Raw genomic sequence first — 18406 nt, 5'->3', positions numbered from 1 at the left:
GCGTGTTATTGTTATCGGGACAGTAACCGTTTTTGGGTACTGATGGCCATTAGAATGCCAAAACCGGCCAGCAATGTCACCATCGATGTGCCACCATAACTGACCAGTGGCAACGGAACGCCTACTACCGGCAGAATACCGGATACCATGCCCATATTGACAAACACGTAGACGAAAAAGGTCAGTGTAATACTGCCAGCCAGCAGCTTGGTGTACGCTTCCTGCGCACGCATGGCGATCAGCAGGCCTCTGGTAATGATAAACGCATAAATCGCCAGTAATCCCAGTACACCAATAAGGCCAAACTCTTCACTAAAGACCGCAAAGATAAAGTCTGTATGACGTTCAGGGAGAAACTCCAATTGGGACTGGGTCCCTTGCAGCCAGCCTTTCCCTTCGAGTCCCCCTGAACCAATGGCAATTTTCGATTGGATAATGTGGTAGCCCGCACCGAGTGGATCACTCTCTGGGTTCATAAAGGTGATAACCCGTTGCTTTTGGTAGTCCTGCATCAGATAGAACCACATGATCGGAACAAAGGCTGACCCGAGTCCGGCGATAATCCCAATCAGTTTCCAACGCATCCCGGCAAGAAACAGCACAAAAATGCCCGAGCTGGCGATCAGTAGCGAAGTCCCCAAGTCCGGTTGCTTGGCGATTAACAGGGTGGGGACGCTGACCAGCACAAACCCCACAAATATGTGGTAGGTACGCGGTGGCAGATTGAAACGTGCGATGTACCACGCCACCATCATCGGTACTGCAAGTTTCATGATTTCCGAGGGCTGGAAGCGAAAAACGCCCAAATCCAGCCAACGCTGTGCGCCTTTGCCGACCACGCCGAAAGCCAGCACGCCAACCAACATCAGCACACCTACAACGTAGAAATAGATAGAGAGTCGTTGATAGGCCATCGGTGGTATCTGGGCCAGGGTCAGCATGACCGCCATGGCAACGCCGAGTCTGATCAATTGACGCTGGATCAGGTGCCAGTCCTGACCGCCGGCGGCATAAATAGTCACCAGGCCGACGCCCATCAGGGCCAGCAGGCCAAGTAATAAGTAGCCATCAATGTGGATCTTGTTGAGCAGGCTCTGTTTATTCGGTTCTAACTTGGTTCTAAGCATCTAGTTTACGCTGTCTTCAGGCCCGTTTTGTGTTGCATCGCGCTGCACCATATCGGTTCTGTCCTTGAAATAATAGTCCATCACCCGACGTGCAATCGGGGCGGCATTTTTGCCGCCGCCGCCAGCATTTTCCAGCGCCACAGCCACCACGATTTCGGGATCATCATAGGGCGCATATCCGACATACATTGCATTGTCGCGTAGATGTTCAGCAACGTTTTCTTCTTCGTATTCTTCGTCCTGACCAATACTGAACAACTGGGCGGTACCGGTTTTGCCTGCCGAGATATAGGTTGTTCCCTGGAATGCCTTGCGGGCTCCACCATGTTCGCGATTCACGGTGCCGTACATAGCATCTAACACCACGTCCCAGTTGCTTTCGTTTTGCAGCACGATAGGGGGCCGACGTTTCGGTTCATCGATGATGACCTCATCGTTGACGATGCTGCCGCGACGGATTTGTGGAATAAAATGCTCTCCGCGGTTGGCAAGAATGCTGATGGCTTGTGCCAGTTGTAAAGGCGTAGCGGTCCAGAAACTTTGTCCGATCCCGACCGGAATGGTATCACCGATGTACCACGGTTGGTTGAAACGGGCACGTTTCCAGCCCCGGCTGGGCATGTTGCCATCGGACTCTTCGTACAAATCGATGCCGGTATAATCACCGAAGCCAAAAGGCGTCATCGCTTCGTTCATGCGATCGATGCCCAGGCGGTAAGCCAAATCATAAAAGAAGGTGTCGCAGGAGACTTCGATGGCCTTGGTAACATTGACTTTGCCATGTCCCCAGGGTTGCCAGTCACGCCACACATGATTGACGTTTTTTAATTGATAGCGGCCATAATCCATCATGCTGGTGTCCGGTGTGATCACTCCCGCATCGAGACCGGCAAGAGCAAGCAGTGGTTTTACGGTTGAGGCCGGTGGATACTGCCCTTGGGTGGCGCGGTTGATCAGGGGCCGGTTGCGTGAGTCCAGTAAGGCCCGGTAATTTTTTGAACTGATCCCATGCACGAACAAATTGGGATCGTAAGAGGGGTTCGAGTACAACGCCAGTACACCGCCGGAGCGTGGATCCAGTGCAACCACGGAGCCCCGGTAACCTTCAAGTGCTTGCTGAATTTCCATTTGCAGACGCACATCGATATTCAGCACCACATCTTCGCCGGGGACGGGGGGACTGAAGTTCAGTGTACGGATTATCCGGCCTTTACTGTTTACCTCAACTTCCTGGTAGCCCACTTCACCGTGCAGGCGCGCTTCATGATACTTTTCGACACCTTGTTTTCCGATATCGTGGGTTGCCGCATAGTTGGCTTCTAAATCCGCTTCGGCAAGCTTCTGCAGGTCTTTCTTATTGATCCGGGCAACATAGCCCAACACATGGGTTAGTACATCACCGTAGGGATAGTGACGGGTGAGGCGAGCTTCAACACTGACGCCTGAAAACTTATGTTGGTTGGCAGAGAAAATCGCCACTTCAGTGGGTTGCAGGCGGTTTCTCAAAGAAACCGGTTTGAAGCGACGTTGACGTTTTAGGTTTTTATGAAAATCAGCGATTTCTTCGTCGGAAATGTTGAGCAACTGTTGTAATTGCGCCAGTGTGGCATCGAGGTCTTCAACATCTTCCGGTACCACTTCAAGAGAGAATACCGGCCGGTTCTCTGCCAGCAATGTGCCGTTTCGATCGTAAATCAGTCCTCGGTTTGGGGCGACAGGCAACACCTTGATCCGGTTTCCATTGGAACGGGTCTGGTAGTCTTCGTGTCGGGTTACCTGAAGGTAGTAGAGGTTGCTGATCAGGACAGTCAGCATCACACCTACGATGATCATGGCAATAAATGCCCGGCGGGCAAACAGGTTGGCCTCGGCGGTATGATCTTTAATGGTGATGCGCTGTCTGGGCATGACTACTCGCGATGATAAGGGTGATTTGTGTTCAGTGACCAGGCTCGATATAAGGCTTCGGCAACAACGATTCGCACCAATGGGTGAGGTAAGGTCAGAGCAGACAGCGACCAGCGTTGTTCACTGGCGGCGATACAGTTTGGCGCCAGACCCTCTGGCCCCCCAATCAATAAACTGACATCCCGCCCATCCATTTGCCATTTGGCCATATGAGAGGCCAGTTGGGGGGTATCCCAGGGTTTACCGGTCACTTCCAGTGTCACGATACGGTTGCCTTTTGGGATTGCCGCAAGGGTCGCATCGCCTTCTTTGTCCAATATTCGCTTTATGTCGGCATTTTTGCCCCGTTTCTGGGCTGGTATCTCAAGCAAACTCAATGGCATATCCGATGGAAAACGGCGGGCATATTCCTGATACCCTTGTTCCACCCAGGCTGGCATTTTTGTCCCTACTGCTACCAGTTGTATGCGCATGTCGCGTTCCTAGCCCCACAGCTTCTCGAGTTGGTAAAAATCGCGGGTTTCATCCTGCATCACATGGACGATGATCTCACCCAGATCGACCAAAACCCATTCACCGGTATCCTGGCCTTCTACACTGAGGGGCGGGTGTGACGCTTTTTTGCACTCTTGTATCACATTGTCAGCAATTGACACCACATGGCGCTTTGAATTGCCGGAACACACCAACATGGTATCGGTAACCGTGGACTTGCCGCTGACATCCAGAGTGACGATATCGCGGGCTTTTAAATCTTCCATTTTATCAATGACAAATTGTGTGAAGGTGTTGTGATCCAAAAAAGGGCTCCTTGGTTTAGGTCTGTTTGCAGTGTATCAGATTGCTCAGTCAATCCCATACAAATGGTGCTGTTGAATGTAGTTTAGTACCCGCGCCGGCAGCCACGTTTTTGCATCTTCACCTGCTGCGAGGCGCTGCCGAAGTGTGGTTGCCGAGATATCAACGCGCGTTGACGGTGCGAAAAAAATGTGTCCGCAAGGACGCTCAAGCAATGCCGAGGGGTGCTCGGTTTGCCGTTGACTAAGGGCTTCTTGCAGCGCGTTACTGGGTTTTTCAGGATAGCCGGGTCGTTGACATACAACCAGGTGACACAAGGTCAGTATCTCCTGCCAACGCACCCATTGATCAAACGATAACCAACTGTCCATGCCGATAAAAAAACACAGCGGACGTTGCGCTGATTCAGCGCGCAATTGGTGCAAGGTATCAACGGTGTATGAGGGGGTGTCTCTGCGTAGCTCCCGATCATCGACGCTGAAAAAAGGCCAGTCCAGGCACGCCAGCCGGGCCATTTCAAGGCGTTGTTCGGCGCTTACCGACGGCGTCGCTCTATGCGGTGGAATATGGCAGGGCAGTAGTGTGACGCCTGACAATCCGATACGCTGAGCGGCTTCCTGCACCGGGCCGAGATGGCCGTTGTGGATGGGATCGAAGGTGCCGCCAAGAATCCCCAGTGGGGATGTAGGGTTAAATGTCATTCCAGCGGCACCGTTTCAAGTGCCATCGGCATGAACATCAGGCACAAATGACACAGGGTGACGTAGGGACGGGTTAATTCGCTGCGCTTGAGACGACTGTCGATATTGGACAGGTGTTCACCCAGGTTTTTCAGGTGTTGACCGTTTAAGCGGTGTAAGGCTTGTTGATAAAGTGACTGGCGGTTTTTCCAGATGCGCAACTTGGCCCAGTTGATGGTTTGGCCCTGATCAAGCGACTGACGCAATTGTTGTAAGGTCTGCCATTCCCGCACCAACGCCCACAACACAATGGTTGGTTCGAGCCCCTCATTTTCGAGTCTGTGCAACATTTTAATGCTGCGTTGGGCATCACCACTCAGTAGCACATCTATCAACTGAAAGACGTTGTAGCGCGACTGATCGACCATGGCTTGCTGCATTGCATCCATCGACAATTGACGATCAGGGTACAACAAGGCAAGTTTATCGATCTCCTGGCGGGCAGCGAGCAAGTTACCTTCGCAGAAATCGGCGACCAGTGATACCTGTTCCGGTGTTGGCGAAAAACCATGGTCACGCATGTGCTGCGTGATCCATTGCTGCAGCGATTTCCCTTCCAGCGGATAACAGGGAACATATACCCCGTTTTTATCCAGTGTTTTAAACCATTTGCTGTTCTGAACGTCTTTACCGATTTTGGCACCGTGTATCACCAGTAGTACATCGGCATTGGGCTGCTGGGCCAATTCTGTAAGAATTTTTGCGCCTTCGGTACCCGGCTTTCCACTGGGCAGTTCCAATTCAATCAATTGCCGTGAGGCAAACAATGACATTGTCTGGGTTGCGTCAAGTAGTTCGCGCCATTCAAACTGATTGTCGGCCAGCAATGATTGCCGCTCGTCAAACCCTTGCTGCCGCGCGGCATGACGAATTTGGTCCAGCGCATCGATCTTTTGTTGCGGTTCATCCCCGAACACCAGATAGTGATTCGCCAAGGATTGCTGAAGCTGGCTGCTAAGCCGGTTGGGGTAGACCTGCATGGTTATCCTGAGGCCTTGGTTTGTATCGCCTGTGAGGCAAGTAGCCGTACAATCCGCTCTGCGGCTTCCTGACGCATCTCATGAAGGATTAAATCCAGTTCCCGGGATTTTGCCAGAATGGCGTCTGGGTCATCCTGATACTCGCGACTGATTTCAAAATCGACCCGATGGGTTTCCTGTCCAGGAAACGTGACGTCATAACGCACGGTTAACAGCAATTCATACTCGGCAACCTGACCGGTGGGAAACAACGATAGCAACCGGCGATTCAGCGATTCTGGCATCAGCTGAATATGGATCTGATCGCTGTCACTTGCCGGCAACGTTTCAGCATAGTTTATCTGAAACTGTTCCAGACTGGCCTTTAACGCCCGCTGCAGCGGTAAATGGGTCAGTTCAGGTGACAGTGTTACGCCGGTATGATTGTCCGGCAAACGAATGTCGCCACGTAACGTAAACCCGCAACTGGTTGTCAGCACAACCAGCAACGGGATCAGAGTGGACCGCAATAGGGCGCTGTACATGGATCAGTTCGCCACAATGTTGAGCAATTTACCGGGTACATAGATCACCTTGCGGATGGTCTTGCCATCGGTAAATTGCTGGACGTTTTGCTCTGCCAAAGCGAGCTCCTGAACTGCGGCTTGTTGAGCATCGGCAGGCACGGTAATTTTGGCCCGGACTTTACCGTTAACCTGTACGACAACCAACTTCTCGTCTTCTACCATCGCAGACGCGTCTGCACTCGGCCAGGGGTGTGTTGAAACATCATCGTTATGGCCCAGTTCACGCCACAATACATGACAGATGTGTGGTGTTATTGGTGTCAGTAACAACACCACGGCTTCGATGCCTTCGCGCAAGACCGCGTTGTCCTGAGCTGATGCCTGCGGTGCTTTTTGCAGGTGATTCAGAAGCTCCATGATGGCGGCGATGGCGGTATTAAACGTTTGTCGGCGACCAACATCGTCTGACACTTTGGCAATGGTTTTGTGGATTTCACGGCGCAATGCCTTCTGATCACCGTTGAGTGCGTTTACGTCCAGAGATTCATGTCCATCCTGTGCAATAACTTCCTGGGCCAGTTTCCAAACCCGCTTTAAAAAGCGATGGGCACCCTCAACACCCGAATCAACCCATTCCAGGGTTTGCTCTGGTGGCGCTGCGAACATGGTAAACAAACGAACGGTGTCCGCACCGTATTGATCAATGACCTGTTGAGGATCGATACCGTTGTTTTTCGACTTTGACATTTTTGTCATGCCGCCATGTTCAACCGGCTGTCCGTCGCTTTTCAACCACGCTTTGACGATACGGCCTTTTTCATCTTTTTCGGTTTCAACGTCGGCCGGAGCGTACCAGTGTTTTTTACCGGATGCTTCTTCACGGTAATAACTGTCCGCCAGCACCATACCCTGACACAACAGGCGTTTAAACGGTTCATTGGAGGTAACCAGGCCTTCATCGCGCAACAACTTGTGGAAGAAGCGTGAATACAACAGGTGTAAGATGGCGTGCTCAATACCGCCCACATACTGATCGACCGGAAGCCAGTAATTCGACTCGGTGGGATCAAGCATTGCGCCATCATTGGTGGCACAGGCATAGCGAGCATAATACCAGGACGATTCCATAAAGGTGTCGAACGTGTCTGTTTCTCGGGTTGCCGGCTGTCCCTCGTAACTCGTGGTTGACCAGGTTGGGTCAGCCTTGATAGGCGAGGTTACGCCATCCATTTCGACGTCTTCGGGCAGAACGACGGGTAATTGATCGGCTGGCACAGGCACAGAGTCACCGTTTTCAAGATTCAACATCGGAATCGGCGCCCCCCAATAGCGTTGGCGAGACACGCCCCAATCGCGTAATCGGTAATTTACCGTGCGCTTCCCTTTACCCTGGTTTTCCAACTCCTCGGCAATTTTGTCAAATGCCTGCTCTGAAGACAGGCCATCAAAATGACCCGAATTGATCAATTGACCTTTCTCGGTCATTGCCTGCTGATCCAGTTGTACCAAGGACTCGTCTTCAGGTTGAATCACCTGGACAATGGGTAAACCATACTTGGTGGCAAATTCCCAATCACGTTGATCATGGCCCGGAACAGCCATCACTGCGCCGGAACCGTAATCCATCAGGACAAAGTTGGCGACCCAAACGGGTACTTTGACCCCGGATATCGGATGAATCGCATACAAACCGGTAGCACACCCTTTTTTCTCCATCGTGGCCAGATCGGCTTCAGCCACTTTGGTATTTTTGCATTCGTCAATAAACGCTTGCAGCGCAGGGTTGTTTTGGGCTGCCGCTGTTGCAATCGGGTGGCTGGCAGCGATGCCGACGTAGGTAACGCCCATCAGTGTGTCGGGGCGAGTCGTGTAAACGTCGAAATGATCCTGACCGGCGACAGGGTGTTCAAGATTAAACGTGATCTCTACCCCTTCTGAGCGCCCAATCCAGTTGCGCTGCATGGCGACGACCTGTTCAGGCCAGTCACTTAACTCTGACAGATCACCGAGCAGTTCTTCGGCGTAATCCGTGATTTTAATGAACCATTGAGGAATTTCTTTTTGTTCCACCAAAGCGCCGGAACGCCAGCCGCGACCATCGACCACCTGCTCATTGGCCAGTACGGTTTGATCGACCGGATCCCAGTTGACGGTGGCGTTTTTCTTGTACACCAGGCCTTTTTCGTACAAGCGGGTGAAAAACCATTGTTCCCAACGATAGTAATCCGGTTTACACGTGGCAATTTCGCGGTCCCAATCGTAACCAAAACCCAGCGACTTCAATTGTTGCTTCATGTACTCGATGTTGGCGTACGTCCATTTCGCAGGCGCTGTTTTGTTATTGATGGCGGCGTTTTCAGCCGGTAGACCGAACGCATCCCAACCCATGGGTTGTAATACATTCTTACCTAACATGCGCTGATAACGGCTGATCACATCGCCAATGGTATAGTTGCGTACATGCCCCATGTGCAATCGACCACTGGGGTAGGGAAACATGGATAAGCAATAGAACTTTTCTTTGTCGTCGTCGACAGACACATTAAATGCCTGGCTTTGTTCCCAGTGAGCCTGTACGTGTTGTTCAATGTCTTGGGGATGATACTGTTTATCGGCCATTCAGGTCTGTTCCTGCGCGTAAGTCGTCAATGATGATATAAACCCGTAAGAATACCTTAGCGGTGGCGACATCGACAATAGGCAGAGCACAGCAATTCGGTGCAATTTCCGGCAGTTGTGCAAATTCAGGGGCAACATGACTATAATTTGACCATAAGGTGTAACCGAAAGGACTGTTATGCAAGAGCATCAATCGCGATACCAACGTGCCATGGACAATGCTGCCGATTTCATCCAGCAAGCCGCGGAGAACGATGTGTTGTCGTTAATGGACATCATCGAAACTGCGAAAGCCTATTGGCATGCGGGGGAGTCACTCAGCAAAGACGAGTTATTAATGCTGGAGAATTGGTTGCTGCGCGATATTGAAACCTTCAGACAACAGTGGCAGGCGGCCGCCGGTTCGTCATTTTGGTGGCAAAGTGTCAAAGGGTTGTTTTGGCAACAGTTAGCTCGGCTGTCGGATCAGAATCGGCTGGAAATGGAAGAGTTGAGCCTTGATATCGCCCATCAGGGCGAATACCAGGCCGGTGAGCTGGTCAGTCTTGGTACGCTGACCTGTACCCGTTGCGGTCATCAGGTCAGTGTTGATTTTGTTACCACCATTGAACCCTGTCTTCAATGTGGCAACGAGCGCTTTTTTCGTTCCAATAGCCGTTAATCCTGCGTTGTTTTGGCAGACAGGTAAGTGGAGAGCCCTGCCAGTTGCAATGCCTGGACATCGGCAACCACCGGAGCCAAGTCTGTAAAGCCCTGAGGATGAATGCCAACCACAGAATAAGACAGTGTTATCTGGGTGCCGGACGGGATAGGGGTTAATGTCCAGTCCAGCGCGCCGTGCATGCCCATGCCTTGTAAAGGGCCAAGGCCACCGGTCATTATCAGGCGTTTGGATGGATCAACGAAACGAATATCCATGTGCTGCGCTGAGCGATCATCGGCGACTTCACAAAAACACCCTCCGGCGCTGGCCTCGATGCTCAGTGCACCACGCCACCATGTATGGTCTTTTGGCCACCATTGGTCAACATCGTTGATCAAGGCACGCCATACCTGGTCAGGGGATTGCTGAACAGTAGCGGTGTTGGTGACCTGAAAACCGTGTTCATCGACATGCACAACTTCTGCCAGTAGAACTGGTTGTGCGAATAGCATCAGCAGTGTTAAGAGGGATATTTTCATGGTTTTCTGTCCTTGCACTGATCCATACTAACTGTACTGGGTTAACCCGCTCAACGCCACACATCAACGATGTTGGCGATAAACTGAACGGACAGTGTCACACAAGATTGACTTGCCCGGGTAATCGGGTTTCACTGAAAGAAAACATCACAGTAGGCAAACATGGATCATCACGTCTCACTGCAGGCCAATCAATTGTCGGCACGACCCAGCAGGCGCCTGATCAATCAAGCGCTCAAAGACGATCAAGTACTCAATGCAACCTTTGTTGGCCAGATTCGGGCACGGGAAGCCCTCAGTTTTGGTTTGGGCATAGAAGCCAAAGGGTACAACCTTTATGTCATGGGCGAACATGCCACTGGCCGTTACACCCTGGTGCATGAGTATATCGCCAAGCAGGTGGTGAATGTGCCGACCCCGGACGACTGGTGTTTTATCAACAATTTCGAAGACGAGCGCGAGCCGTTTGTCCTGCGTCTGTCCCCCGGTGAGGGAAAAAAACTGCACAAGCACATGGAAGAGTTGGTTGATGAATTGCTCGACACCTTTCCTGCGGCGTTTGACAACCCTGGATATCAGCGTAAGAAGGCAGCCATTGCACGGGGCTTCGACCAGCGCTATGACCAGGCCATTGATGGGGTAGAGCAGTATGCACAGGCCAACAATGTTGCCTTGTATGAAGAGAGCGGTACTATCAGCTTCTCACCGATCATCGACGGAAAACCGATTACCGATGCCGAATTTGCCCACTTCAGTGATGAACAGCGCCAGTACTATTATGATCTGATCGATACATTGGAAAACCGCCTCAGTGAAGCGCTGATTGAATTGCCGCAATGGAAACGACAAATGTCCGAGCAATTGCGTTTACTAAAACGTCAAACCGCCGAGCAGGGCATCAAACCAATCCTCAAAGCATTGGAGCACACCTATGCCGGTGATTTGGGTGTGCTTAAATTCTTGCGCCAATTGAAACCCCATTTGGTCGATACGGTAGTGGAACTGCTGGCGCAGGAGACGAAAGAAGACAAACACGATGAGTTCGACAAGCGGGCCACATTGGAAGAACTTTATCTACCGAATATCCTGGTTGCTCATGAGCTTAACAGCGGTGCGCCGATCGTGTACGAAGCGAATCCCACCCATCAGAACCTGTTCGGTCGTATCGAGTACACCAACGTGCAGGGGTCGGTGTTCACCAACTACCGGATGATAAGGCCCGGCGCACTGCATCGAGCCAATGGTGGATATCTGTTGCTGGATGCGGACAAAATGATAGAGCAGCCTTACGTGTGGGATGCCCTTAAGCTGGCCCTCAAGTTTGGTGAACTGCGCATGGAGTTGCCACAACATGATGTGGGTATGGTCAATTCTATTACGTTGTCACCGCAAACCATTCCGCTAAAAGTCAAAGTGGTCCTGATGGGCAGTCGGGACCTGTACTACGCGCTGCAGGACTATGATGACGAGTTTGATGAACTGTTCCGCGTATTGGTCGACTTTGATCATGAAATTCCACTGGATAAAAGCACGTTGTACGATTTTGTCGGGCGGGTGCGCAGTCAGGTCAGTTCACTGGGACTGCACAGTATCTCAGCCAAGGCAATGTATCGCCTGGTGGAATACAGTTTGCGCCTGGCAGAACATCAGCAACGTCTTTCGGCACGGTTTTCAGACGTGATTGAGCTGCTCAATGAAGCACGCTATTTCTGCATTGAAAACAAGTCGCTGGTGTTAGATCTGGAGCACATCCAGGCAGCACTCGACGCTAAGACGAGGCGTACAGGCCGGGTTAATCAGGCATTGTTGGATGACATCAAAGAAGGACAGATACTGATTGCCACCGACGGCCGTAAAGTCGGCCAGGTGAATGGCCTGACCGTACTGGAAATCGGTGACAGTGTGTTCGGTACGCCGGCACGGATCACATCGACAGTATACGCCGGGGCTAACGGTGTTGTTGATATTGAACGTGAAGTCGAGCTCGGACAACCGATCCACTCAAAAGGGGTGATGCTATTAACCGGTTATCTTGGCAACAAGTACGCGCAATTTTTCCCCCTAACCCTGTCGGCCAACATCGCGCTGGAGCAGTCTTACGGTCATATTGATGGTGACAGTGCGTCGCTGGGGGAACTGGTGGCGCTGATTTCAGCCCTGACCAATTTGCCCGCGCGACAGGATCTTGCTATTACCGGCTCCATCAATCAGTACGGTGAAGTACAGTCGGTCGGCGGCGTGAACGAAAAGATAGAAGGCTTTTTCACCGTGTGTTTACACCGTGGACTCACCGGCACTCAGGGTGTGGTGATCCCAAAATCGAATCAGGTCAATCTGATGTTGTCACCGCCGGTGGTACAGGCGGTTAAAAAAGGGATGTTCCATATTTACACGGTTGAAACGGTTGACCAGGCGCTGGAATTACTGATGGACAAAGAAGCCGGTCAGTTGTCTGCCAAAGGGCGCTATCCGAAGTCGAGTATCAACTACCTGGCCGTCAATCGATTGTACAGTATTGCCAATATCGTGAATGGTGCGTCTGACGATGAGTAACGCAGCTTGGTTCAAGAGACCTGATATGCTGGTCGGCATATCTGCGCTGGTTGTCAGCTTCGTTGCTGTGGTTGTGAGCTTGTATTCGGCATCCATTGATCGGGATTATGCACGGGCCTCAGTATGGCCGCAATTGATGGTGGCGCGGAGCTACGCGCCGCAGGTGGGCAAATCTCAGCTTGATTACCTGGTCATCAATAACGGTACCGGGCCTGCGATCGTCAAATACGTTCAGGTAGGCTATGACGACACCTATTACCCAACATGGCGCGCGTTATTCGACAGCATGGGGCTCGACGACGTTGGTTTTGTGCAGTCCCAGATCAGTCGCATGGTGATCCCCGCCGACAAGCAAATCACCGTGCTCTCATTTACTAATCCAAAGACCATTGAGCAGTTGTCCGGGTTTGATAACGGGCTGGATTTTACCCTGTGTTACTGTTCGATTTATGAAGAGTGTTGGCAGGTCAATCGCCAGGCAAAACAACGGTCCGTCGATGCCTGTATTGAACCGTCAGGAGTATTGTTCACCCAATAAGGCGGTGTGCTACACTTCGTCACTTTTTCGTTTCAGGAGTTCACAATGAACGTCAGTAAAGACACTGTGGTTCAATTTCATTACCGTATCACCGATGAACAAGGCACAGAATTAGAATCCAGTTTTGACCAACATCCCGCACTGTATCTGCACGGGCACAATAATATGATGCCCGGAGTGGAACAGGCATTGGACGGCAAGGCCACCGGCGACCGCTTCAGCGTAGAACTTGGGCCAGAGGTTACCTTTGGTGAAATCCAGGCTGACGCCGAACAGCGGGTTTCTGTGAAGCATCTTATGGGGGCCAAACAATGGAAACCCGGTATGGTTGCCGTGGTCAATACTGATCAAGGCCAGCGACAGGTAACGGTGAAGAAAGTGGGTAAGTTTATGGCAACGGTTGATTTGAACCATCCATTGGCCGGAAAAACGTTAAACTTTGAACTGGCGGTTGAGTCAGTCAGAGCTGCCAGTGCCGAGGAACTTGAACATGGCCATGCGCACGGTGTAGGCGGACACCAACACTGATGCAGTTACGCCAGGGTTGGTTGCATGGTTTGCAACTGACCTTCGGCGTATTGATATACCTGATTACGTCCCATGGATTTGGATTGATATAACGCCGCGTCTGCGCCAGCAAACAACGCTTCGAACTCATACCCGGTTGTTGCTGCATCCGCCACGCCAAAACTGGCCGTCAGATTGATAGGGAGATCGTTGGTTTGACGGCACAGCTCCTCGATAGCACGGCGACATGACTCGGCCAATTCCAATGCCTTGTCTATTGAACAACCCGGCAACAGAATGGCAAATTCCTCACCACCCATGCGCCCGATCAGATCATCGCTGCGACACACACTGCGTACCGCATTGATCGCTTGCTTGAGTACCAGGTCACCGGTCAGGTGGCCGTAAGTATCATTGACGTCTTTGAAATGGTCCAGGTCAAACAACACAAATGCCATTTGTTTGTTACGCACATTGGCTTCGTCTATCCGGTTTTTGGCCAGCTTGTTAAAATGATGTCGGTTTGCGACGCCTGTCAGTTCATCGGTCTCAGCAATACGGCGCAATCGGTGTTGTAACCGTCTTGAACGGTAGGTGAGCAACAGCAACATTAACACCAGTGTAAAGGCCAGGGCGAGGGCAAGCCGATTATTACTCGATTGTTGCTCCGCCAATTCTGACTGGGTTCGTAATAGCGCGTTTTCTTTACCGAGCAAATCAATGCGAGTCTGGCTTTCCAGGTTGGCGATGCGCTGTTGTTGAATCACCCGTTCCCTCACTTCAGTGTCGTCATTAAGCTGGCGCTGACTGTCGTAATAGCTTTTCAGGTACACCAGCGCCTGCTGGTATTGTTGCTGCGCTTCACTGACCTGGTATAAAACGTCAAACGCCATGACCAGGGCGGGTTGATAAACCTGAGAGGGTTGTGCTGCCAGCGCACGGCTGGCAAATGATTTTGCGTTTTCCAGTTCTCCGCGGAGCAATTCCGTTTTGGCCATCTGACTTAAAACCCTCGCGGTTAGCGCCGGATAGTTGATGGCCTGAACCCGATCAAGCTGATTGCTCAATACCTGATAAGCATCTTCAACCCTGACTTCATCGATATAGGCTTGTGCCAAGAAAGAGTGCAGCAGTGCTACCAGCATGGCTTCGTCTGCTTGTTCACAGTAACTGATCCACTCGTCGAGGACGCTTTTTAACGCGTCCAAGCGATTCTGGTTTAACAAGGCTTCTGCTAAAGCCCCACGTCCTGCACACCCCAAACGAGGGATGTCTGTGGTGTTGATCAGTTGTGTGGCATAGAACTCAGCACTCTGGTAATCGCCCAATTGGTTGTAGAAAACACTCATGGCGCCCAACACCTGGGAGCGCACTCTGACGGTGGTAATATCGCCCAAACTGCGGGTCAACGTGGTGGTGATCTCGAGCCCCTCTCGCCATGCACCTTGCAGAGAGTAAAGGTTGGTTAACAGGGCAACTGCTCTAAAATAGGTGTCACCTGAGGCTTCTTGCTCAATCCGTTTGAGCAGGCTGACCGCACTGACACTGTCGCCCTGAAAGTAGAGACTATAAGCCTTCAGGTAGCGATAATAATTAAAATCCGCTGGGTGAAGGTCGACCGGCGAAATACGATTAATGGCTTTGCTCAGGGTTGAGGGGTCAGATGAGCGTGCCGCATCTGCCTGTTCTAGCGTTTCTAACAGCGCCTGTTGCTCATCACTACGCAATACGTCTGCACTGGCGTGCATCGTAAACAATAAAGCAATGGCAAAAATAAATCTCATCAGGCAATAGCTATTTTTGATCAAAAAACGACAGTGATTATAAATCGGCGAGCGTGAAAGTCGAGGGCTTCGTCGTATTTGTTATTGAGCCCTAAAAACGACCCGGCAAGCGACACTGAATGCCGGGTCAGTTACGAGGATTAATGCAGTGAAATCTTGTCGCTGTCATCCTCATCATCTTTGTCATCGTCTTCCTGGTCGTCAGGTTCACTCGGAAAAATGATACACCAATATTTATCTTTCCCTTGTTCGGCATCCTCGATAGCCTCAGCGAGTTGCTGGGGGACGCTGAGATTGCGTCGTTGGGACGGATCACACGCCAGAGCTTCCAGTAATTGCAGTGCTGACATAATTTCGGTTCCTTCTTTCTTTGTTGTGTGGTTTGTTGTCCGTGGTGTGGCCAACCATTTCATGTTAGTGCAACTGGATGACATTGCATAGCAGTTTAATCGACCGTTTGTTGTTGATCATGAAGGGATTTCAGCTTTTCTAATACCGCGTGATTTTTTTCAGCAACCCTGGCAGGCGGTATGACCATGGTGGTTTCCTGGCTGGTTTGTGCGTCCGCCAGCTGTGACAACGGAAGCCAGGTGATTCTGGGGCCATGTATGGGTAGCGTAGGGCATTCGTATAATGCAATCTGATGGTCAGCAGGGTAATAAGCTAGCAGTTGATCGCACAAGACCTGGCGAAACGCGTTGGGGGAGCTGTACATGCCATAGGTTTTATCACCGGCGATACCTACCTGCCAGAGGATCACATAGGCGGCAGTATCGATTGCCCGGTTGTAAAACATAAACTGAGAGGCTTCATAGTGAATTGACCCCACCGAACCGGGATCAATTCCCATATCGGCATACAGACAATCCTCCGCAGATATACCAGGCTCCATGTGGGCATAGTAACCTTCCTCGCGGGCTTTACGGATCACGTCATGGGGCGGTAGGGCAAAGACGCCGGGATGACCATAGAACGCACCCACCACGTTTTTACCGGCCCGTACTTCTTGCATCATCATGTCGACCATGTCGCGATAGCTTTGACGCCGATCTTTACCGTCCTGATAACAGCTTTGCAAGCTGCGTACATCGGGATTCATTTCCATCACCCAGGCTTCAACAACAGGGTTTGACACTGCGACAAAAACGACGTCAGCTTGTGCGATGTGGTTGCGCGACAGTGGGCTCAAATGGGCGCCTAAGGTCATGCCGAGACCGACACAAACAATACTGCCACTGGATTGTGATGGGGGTTGTTGGTTCATGGGGTTCCTCTTGAGGTAAACAGCGTGTGGCGGGCATTGTCGCGCCACTGTTGTATTGTGCAGTTAAAATGACGCAGGCTGTGTTTCTGATGGCGTGATTCAGTAAAGCCCAGCGCCCTGAGTATTCGGGCCACAGTCAGGTTGTGCTCGCTGACCTGCGCAAATAACGCCGTCTTGTTAAGGTCCAGAAAAGCCACCCGCGTCAGGGCATACAGGGCTTTAGCGCCAAGACCGGAGCCATGCCAGCGCGGAAGCAGCATGATGCCCATTTCTGCTCGGTTTTGCTCAGCATCGTCCAGTAGCGTGATCAATCCCTGGAGCAGTTGGTGTTTATCGAGCAATACCCAGATGGCATTGGCAGGGTTTTTATCACATTGCATCAGCCATTTTACCCTTTTCCTGGCTTGATCTGCGCTTAGCGGGGCACTGATGTGCTGCATTACCTGTTCGCAACGAAACAAGGCTTCAGCGCCGCTCAGCGTTTTAGGCGTGGCCCGTTGGCAGCTAAGGCCATGTGGTTTAACGTTGAGCAAAAGCATGTCAGGAAGCGGCGAGTCCGTGTTTATGCAACAGCTGACACAGTAACGCTACATCTTCCTGATGGGCTCGGGGAACCGCGTGCACTGCACAGACTTTATCCGCCAACAGCACGGCGCCATGCTTGCCCTGATCGCGGTCAAAAATCGTAAAATAATTACACATAAAGGGCAGACCAAAAATGGCCTGGTTGGGCCAATGGGCTAATTTGATAAATTGGAACGCTATCTGGTCTCGAGCTGGCGCATGGGCCTGCCAAAAAGACGTTGGCGACATTGTTAATGTGATGGGCTGCCCGTCAATGTCATCGAATACAAAATGAATGTCTGGCCACAGTTCAACATCAACCAGATCGATGGGAATGCCTTTTTCCTGTCCGGTGAACTGTGCGAACGGTGCCAGCAGTTGAGCAAAATCCGGATGGTGTTTGGCCAAATCATCGATCAGAGTCTCAAACAAGGTATCTGGCAAAACAACCATTGATGCACCACTGTCGATAATTGCATTGGAGCCATAGTGGTCGAAGTGGGTACCTAGCTCAGGCGCCTCTACGGCCGGACATTCGCCCACCTGCATGCTTTTGAGTTGTACATTGTAGTATTTGTCGTCGACGACCTTCAGCGCGCGGGGTTGACCGGTAAAAACGTGGGCATGGTTGACTGCATCGCCCATTACGAATAGCCCTTGATTGAGCGGGTGCTCAGCCAGTTCCGTCGCATTGGCATTATCATGGGTATGATAAATACTGGCCCGGTGGATGTAGAAACCAAATTGATTGGCTACCATGCCGCTGGCGGTTAGTTGGGTGAAGTAGGGTGTTAATGGTTGTTTGGGGTATTCATGTAAAAACGTGCGGAATTGTTGTACATCGTCATCCTTCTGCTGATCTGTCACGAACCATGGAAACGTAACCCGCGGATCAACCTGGTTGGAGGCCAGGTAATCATGTAAATCATGGGCGATGTTGAGTTCCATAAAGCCAAGACCGAGCATGCCATCAGCCTGTGCAAAGCTGGTTTCGGATTCTTTTTTGGTGAATGCCAGGTGTACTTCCTGTAGCCGTATGTGATGCTGGCCATCTCCCAGGCTGACGTCTGTGGTGATCACAGGTCCGTACCAACCGCCCATGCCATAGACTACGTTTTGGGCCAGACTGGTAGGTGACAGTGCCTGGTCAGTGAATGGGTCATAGTCTTCCCGTTGGACGACCAGTGTGCTGCTGCCAGTGTCCAGGATCAGGTTTGCGGGTTGCTGGTTACTGCCCAGCTTTACTTCCAACGTGTAACCGCCTTTCGCGTATACGTTGGTGATAGGAAACACTCTTCGGGTGGTATTCTGCTTCACACTCATCAGCCTTCCTTGA

18 protein-coding genes are annotated in these 18406 nt (G+C 51.4%); 4 read left to right on the top strand and 14 right to left on the bottom strand.

Going from position 1 to position 18406, the window contains the following annotated elements:
* Window positions 1-11: 11 nt before the first annotated feature.
* The 8 genes from rodA to leuS are packed head-to-tail and all read right to left on the bottom strand — an operon-like array spanning window position 12 to window position 8678.
* On the bottom strand, window positions 12-1127 hold the full coding sequence (rodA, locus tag LJ739_RS06130; protein ID WP_229158084.1) for a rod shape-determining protein RodA: 1116 nt from the start codon (window positions 1125-1127) through the stop codon (window positions 12-14).
* Entirely contained in the window at window positions 1128-3035 is a 1908-nt protein-coding gene (mrdA, locus tag LJ739_RS06125) for a penicillin-binding protein 2 (RefSeq protein ID WP_229158082.1), read from the bottom strand.
* A 2-nt stretch (window positions 3036-3037) separates the two neighbouring features.
* Entirely contained in the window at window positions 3038-3508 is a 471-nt protein-coding gene (gene rlmH / locus LJ739_RS06120; RefSeq protein WP_229158080.1) for a 23S rRNA (pseudouridine(1915)-N(3))-methyltransferase RlmH, read from the bottom strand.
* Between the two features lie 9 nt (window positions 3509-3517).
* On the bottom strand, window positions 3518-3835 hold the full coding sequence (rsfS, locus tag LJ739_RS06115) for a ribosome silencing factor (RefSeq protein WP_267494161.1): 318 nt from the start codon (window positions 3833-3835) through the stop codon (window positions 3518-3520).
* A gap of 45 nt (window positions 3836-3880) precedes the next feature.
* Window positions 3881-4534, bottom strand: coding sequence for a nicotinate-nucleotide adenylyltransferase (gene nadD, locus LJ739_RS06110; protein WP_229158078.1), 654 nt, complete (start codon window positions 4532-4534; stop codon window positions 3881-3883).
* A complete protein-coding gene (gene holA / locus LJ739_RS06105; RefSeq protein ID WP_229158077.1) occupies window positions 4531-5553 on the bottom strand; it encodes a DNA polymerase III subunit delta in 1023 nt (340 codons plus the stop codon). The genes nadD and holA overlap by 4 nt, the downstream gene beginning before the upstream one ends.
* Window positions 5554-5555: 2 nt before the next feature.
* The gene (locus LJ739_RS06100; protein WP_229158075.1) at window positions 5556-6077 is read right to left on the bottom strand and encodes an LPS-assembly lipoprotein LptE; all 522 of its coding nucleotides are present in this window, start codon (window positions 6075-6077) and stop codon (window positions 5556-5558) included.
* Between the two features lie 3 nt (window positions 6078-6080).
* On the bottom strand, window positions 6081-8678 hold the full coding sequence (leuS, locus tag LJ739_RS06095) for a leucine--tRNA ligase (RefSeq protein ID WP_229158073.1): 2598 nt from the start codon (window positions 8676-8678) through the stop codon (window positions 6081-6083).
* 178 nt (window positions 8679-8856) lie between these two features.
* Here leuS and LJ739_RS06090 point away from each other — a divergent pair, with 178 nt between their 5' ends.
* Window positions 8857-9339, top strand: coding sequence for a zinc ribbon-containing protein (locus LJ739_RS06090; RefSeq protein ID WP_229158071.1), 483 nt, complete (start codon window positions 8857-8859; stop codon window positions 9337-9339).
* Here the strand turns inward: LJ739_RS06090 and LJ739_RS06085 are convergent.
* Window positions 9336-9860 (bottom strand): SRPBCC family protein, encoded by a 525-nt coding sequence (locus LJ739_RS06085; protein ID WP_229158069.1) that lies wholly within the window; start codon window positions 9858-9860, stop codon window positions 9336-9338. The genes LJ739_RS06090 and LJ739_RS06085 overlap by 4 nt on opposite strands.
* Window positions 9861-10022: 162 nt before the next feature.
* On the opposite strand from LJ739_RS06085, the gene LJ739_RS06080 reads away from it, so the two are divergent.
* Genes LJ739_RS06080 through LJ739_RS06070 form a run of 3 tightly spaced genes read left to right on the top strand, consistent with a single transcriptional unit; the run spans window position 10023 to window position 13479 of the window.
* Window positions 10023-12413: a Lon protease family protein gene (locus tag LJ739_RS06080; protein ID WP_229158067.1), complete on the top strand. Its 2391-nt coding sequence runs from the start codon at window positions 10023-10025 to the stop codon at window positions 12411-12413.
* Window positions 12406-12951 carry a hypothetical protein gene (locus tag LJ739_RS06075; RefSeq protein WP_229158065.1) on the top strand — a complete coding sequence of 182 codons (546 nt, stop codon included), beginning with the start codon at window positions 12406-12408 and terminating at the stop codon, window positions 12949-12951. Before LJ739_RS06080 ends, LJ739_RS06075 begins: the two co-directional genes overlap by 8 nt.
* 45 nt (window positions 12952-12996) lie before the next feature.
* Window positions 12997-13479, top strand: a complete 483-nt coding sequence (locus LJ739_RS06070; protein ID WP_229158063.1) for an FKBP-type peptidyl-prolyl cis-trans isomerase — start codon at window positions 12997-12999, stop codon at window positions 13477-13479.
* A 5-nt stretch (window positions 13480-13484) separates the two neighbouring features.
* Here LJ739_RS06070 and LJ739_RS06065 read toward each other — a convergent pair whose 3' ends face one another.
* The 5 genes from LJ739_RS06065 to LJ739_RS06045 form a co-directional block, all read right to left on the bottom strand.
* On the bottom strand, window positions 13485-15242 hold the full coding sequence (locus LJ739_RS06065; RefSeq protein ID WP_229158062.1) for a GGDEF domain-containing protein: 1758 nt from the start codon (window positions 15240-15242) through the stop codon (window positions 13485-13487).
* Window positions 15243-15382: 140 nt separating this feature from the next.
* Window positions 15383-15592 (bottom strand): hypothetical protein, encoded by a 210-nt coding sequence (locus LJ739_RS06060; protein ID WP_229158060.1) that lies wholly within the window; start codon window positions 15590-15592, stop codon window positions 15383-15385.
* A 95-nt stretch (window positions 15593-15687) separates the two neighbouring features.
* Window positions 15688-16506, bottom strand: a complete 819-nt coding sequence (locus tag LJ739_RS06055; RefSeq protein ID WP_229158058.1) for an SAM-dependent methyltransferase — start codon at window positions 16504-16506, stop codon at window positions 15688-15690.
* The gene (locus tag LJ739_RS06050; RefSeq protein WP_229159456.1) at window positions 16503-16946 is read right to left on the bottom strand and encodes a GNAT family N-acetyltransferase; all 444 of its coding nucleotides are present in this window, start codon (window positions 16944-16946) and stop codon (window positions 16503-16505) included. Before LJ739_RS06050 ends, LJ739_RS06055 begins: the two co-directional genes overlap by 4 nt.
* 100 nt (window positions 16947-17046) lie before the next feature.
* Window positions 17047-18393, bottom strand: coding sequence for a pepsin-like aspartic protease (locus LJ739_RS06045; RefSeq protein WP_229158056.1), 1347 nt, complete (start codon window positions 18391-18393; stop codon window positions 17047-17049).
* Window positions 18394-18406: the final 13 nt, after the last annotated feature.

The sequence above is a fragment of the Fluctibacter halophilus genome, from assembly GCF_020687825.1.
GTDB lineage: Bacteria > Pseudomonadota > Gammaproteobacteria > Enterobacterales > Alteromonadaceae > Fluctibacter > Fluctibacter halophilus.
Note: the sequence above shows the minus strand (reverse complement) of the source record. Positions and strands in the feature narration are given on the sequence as shown.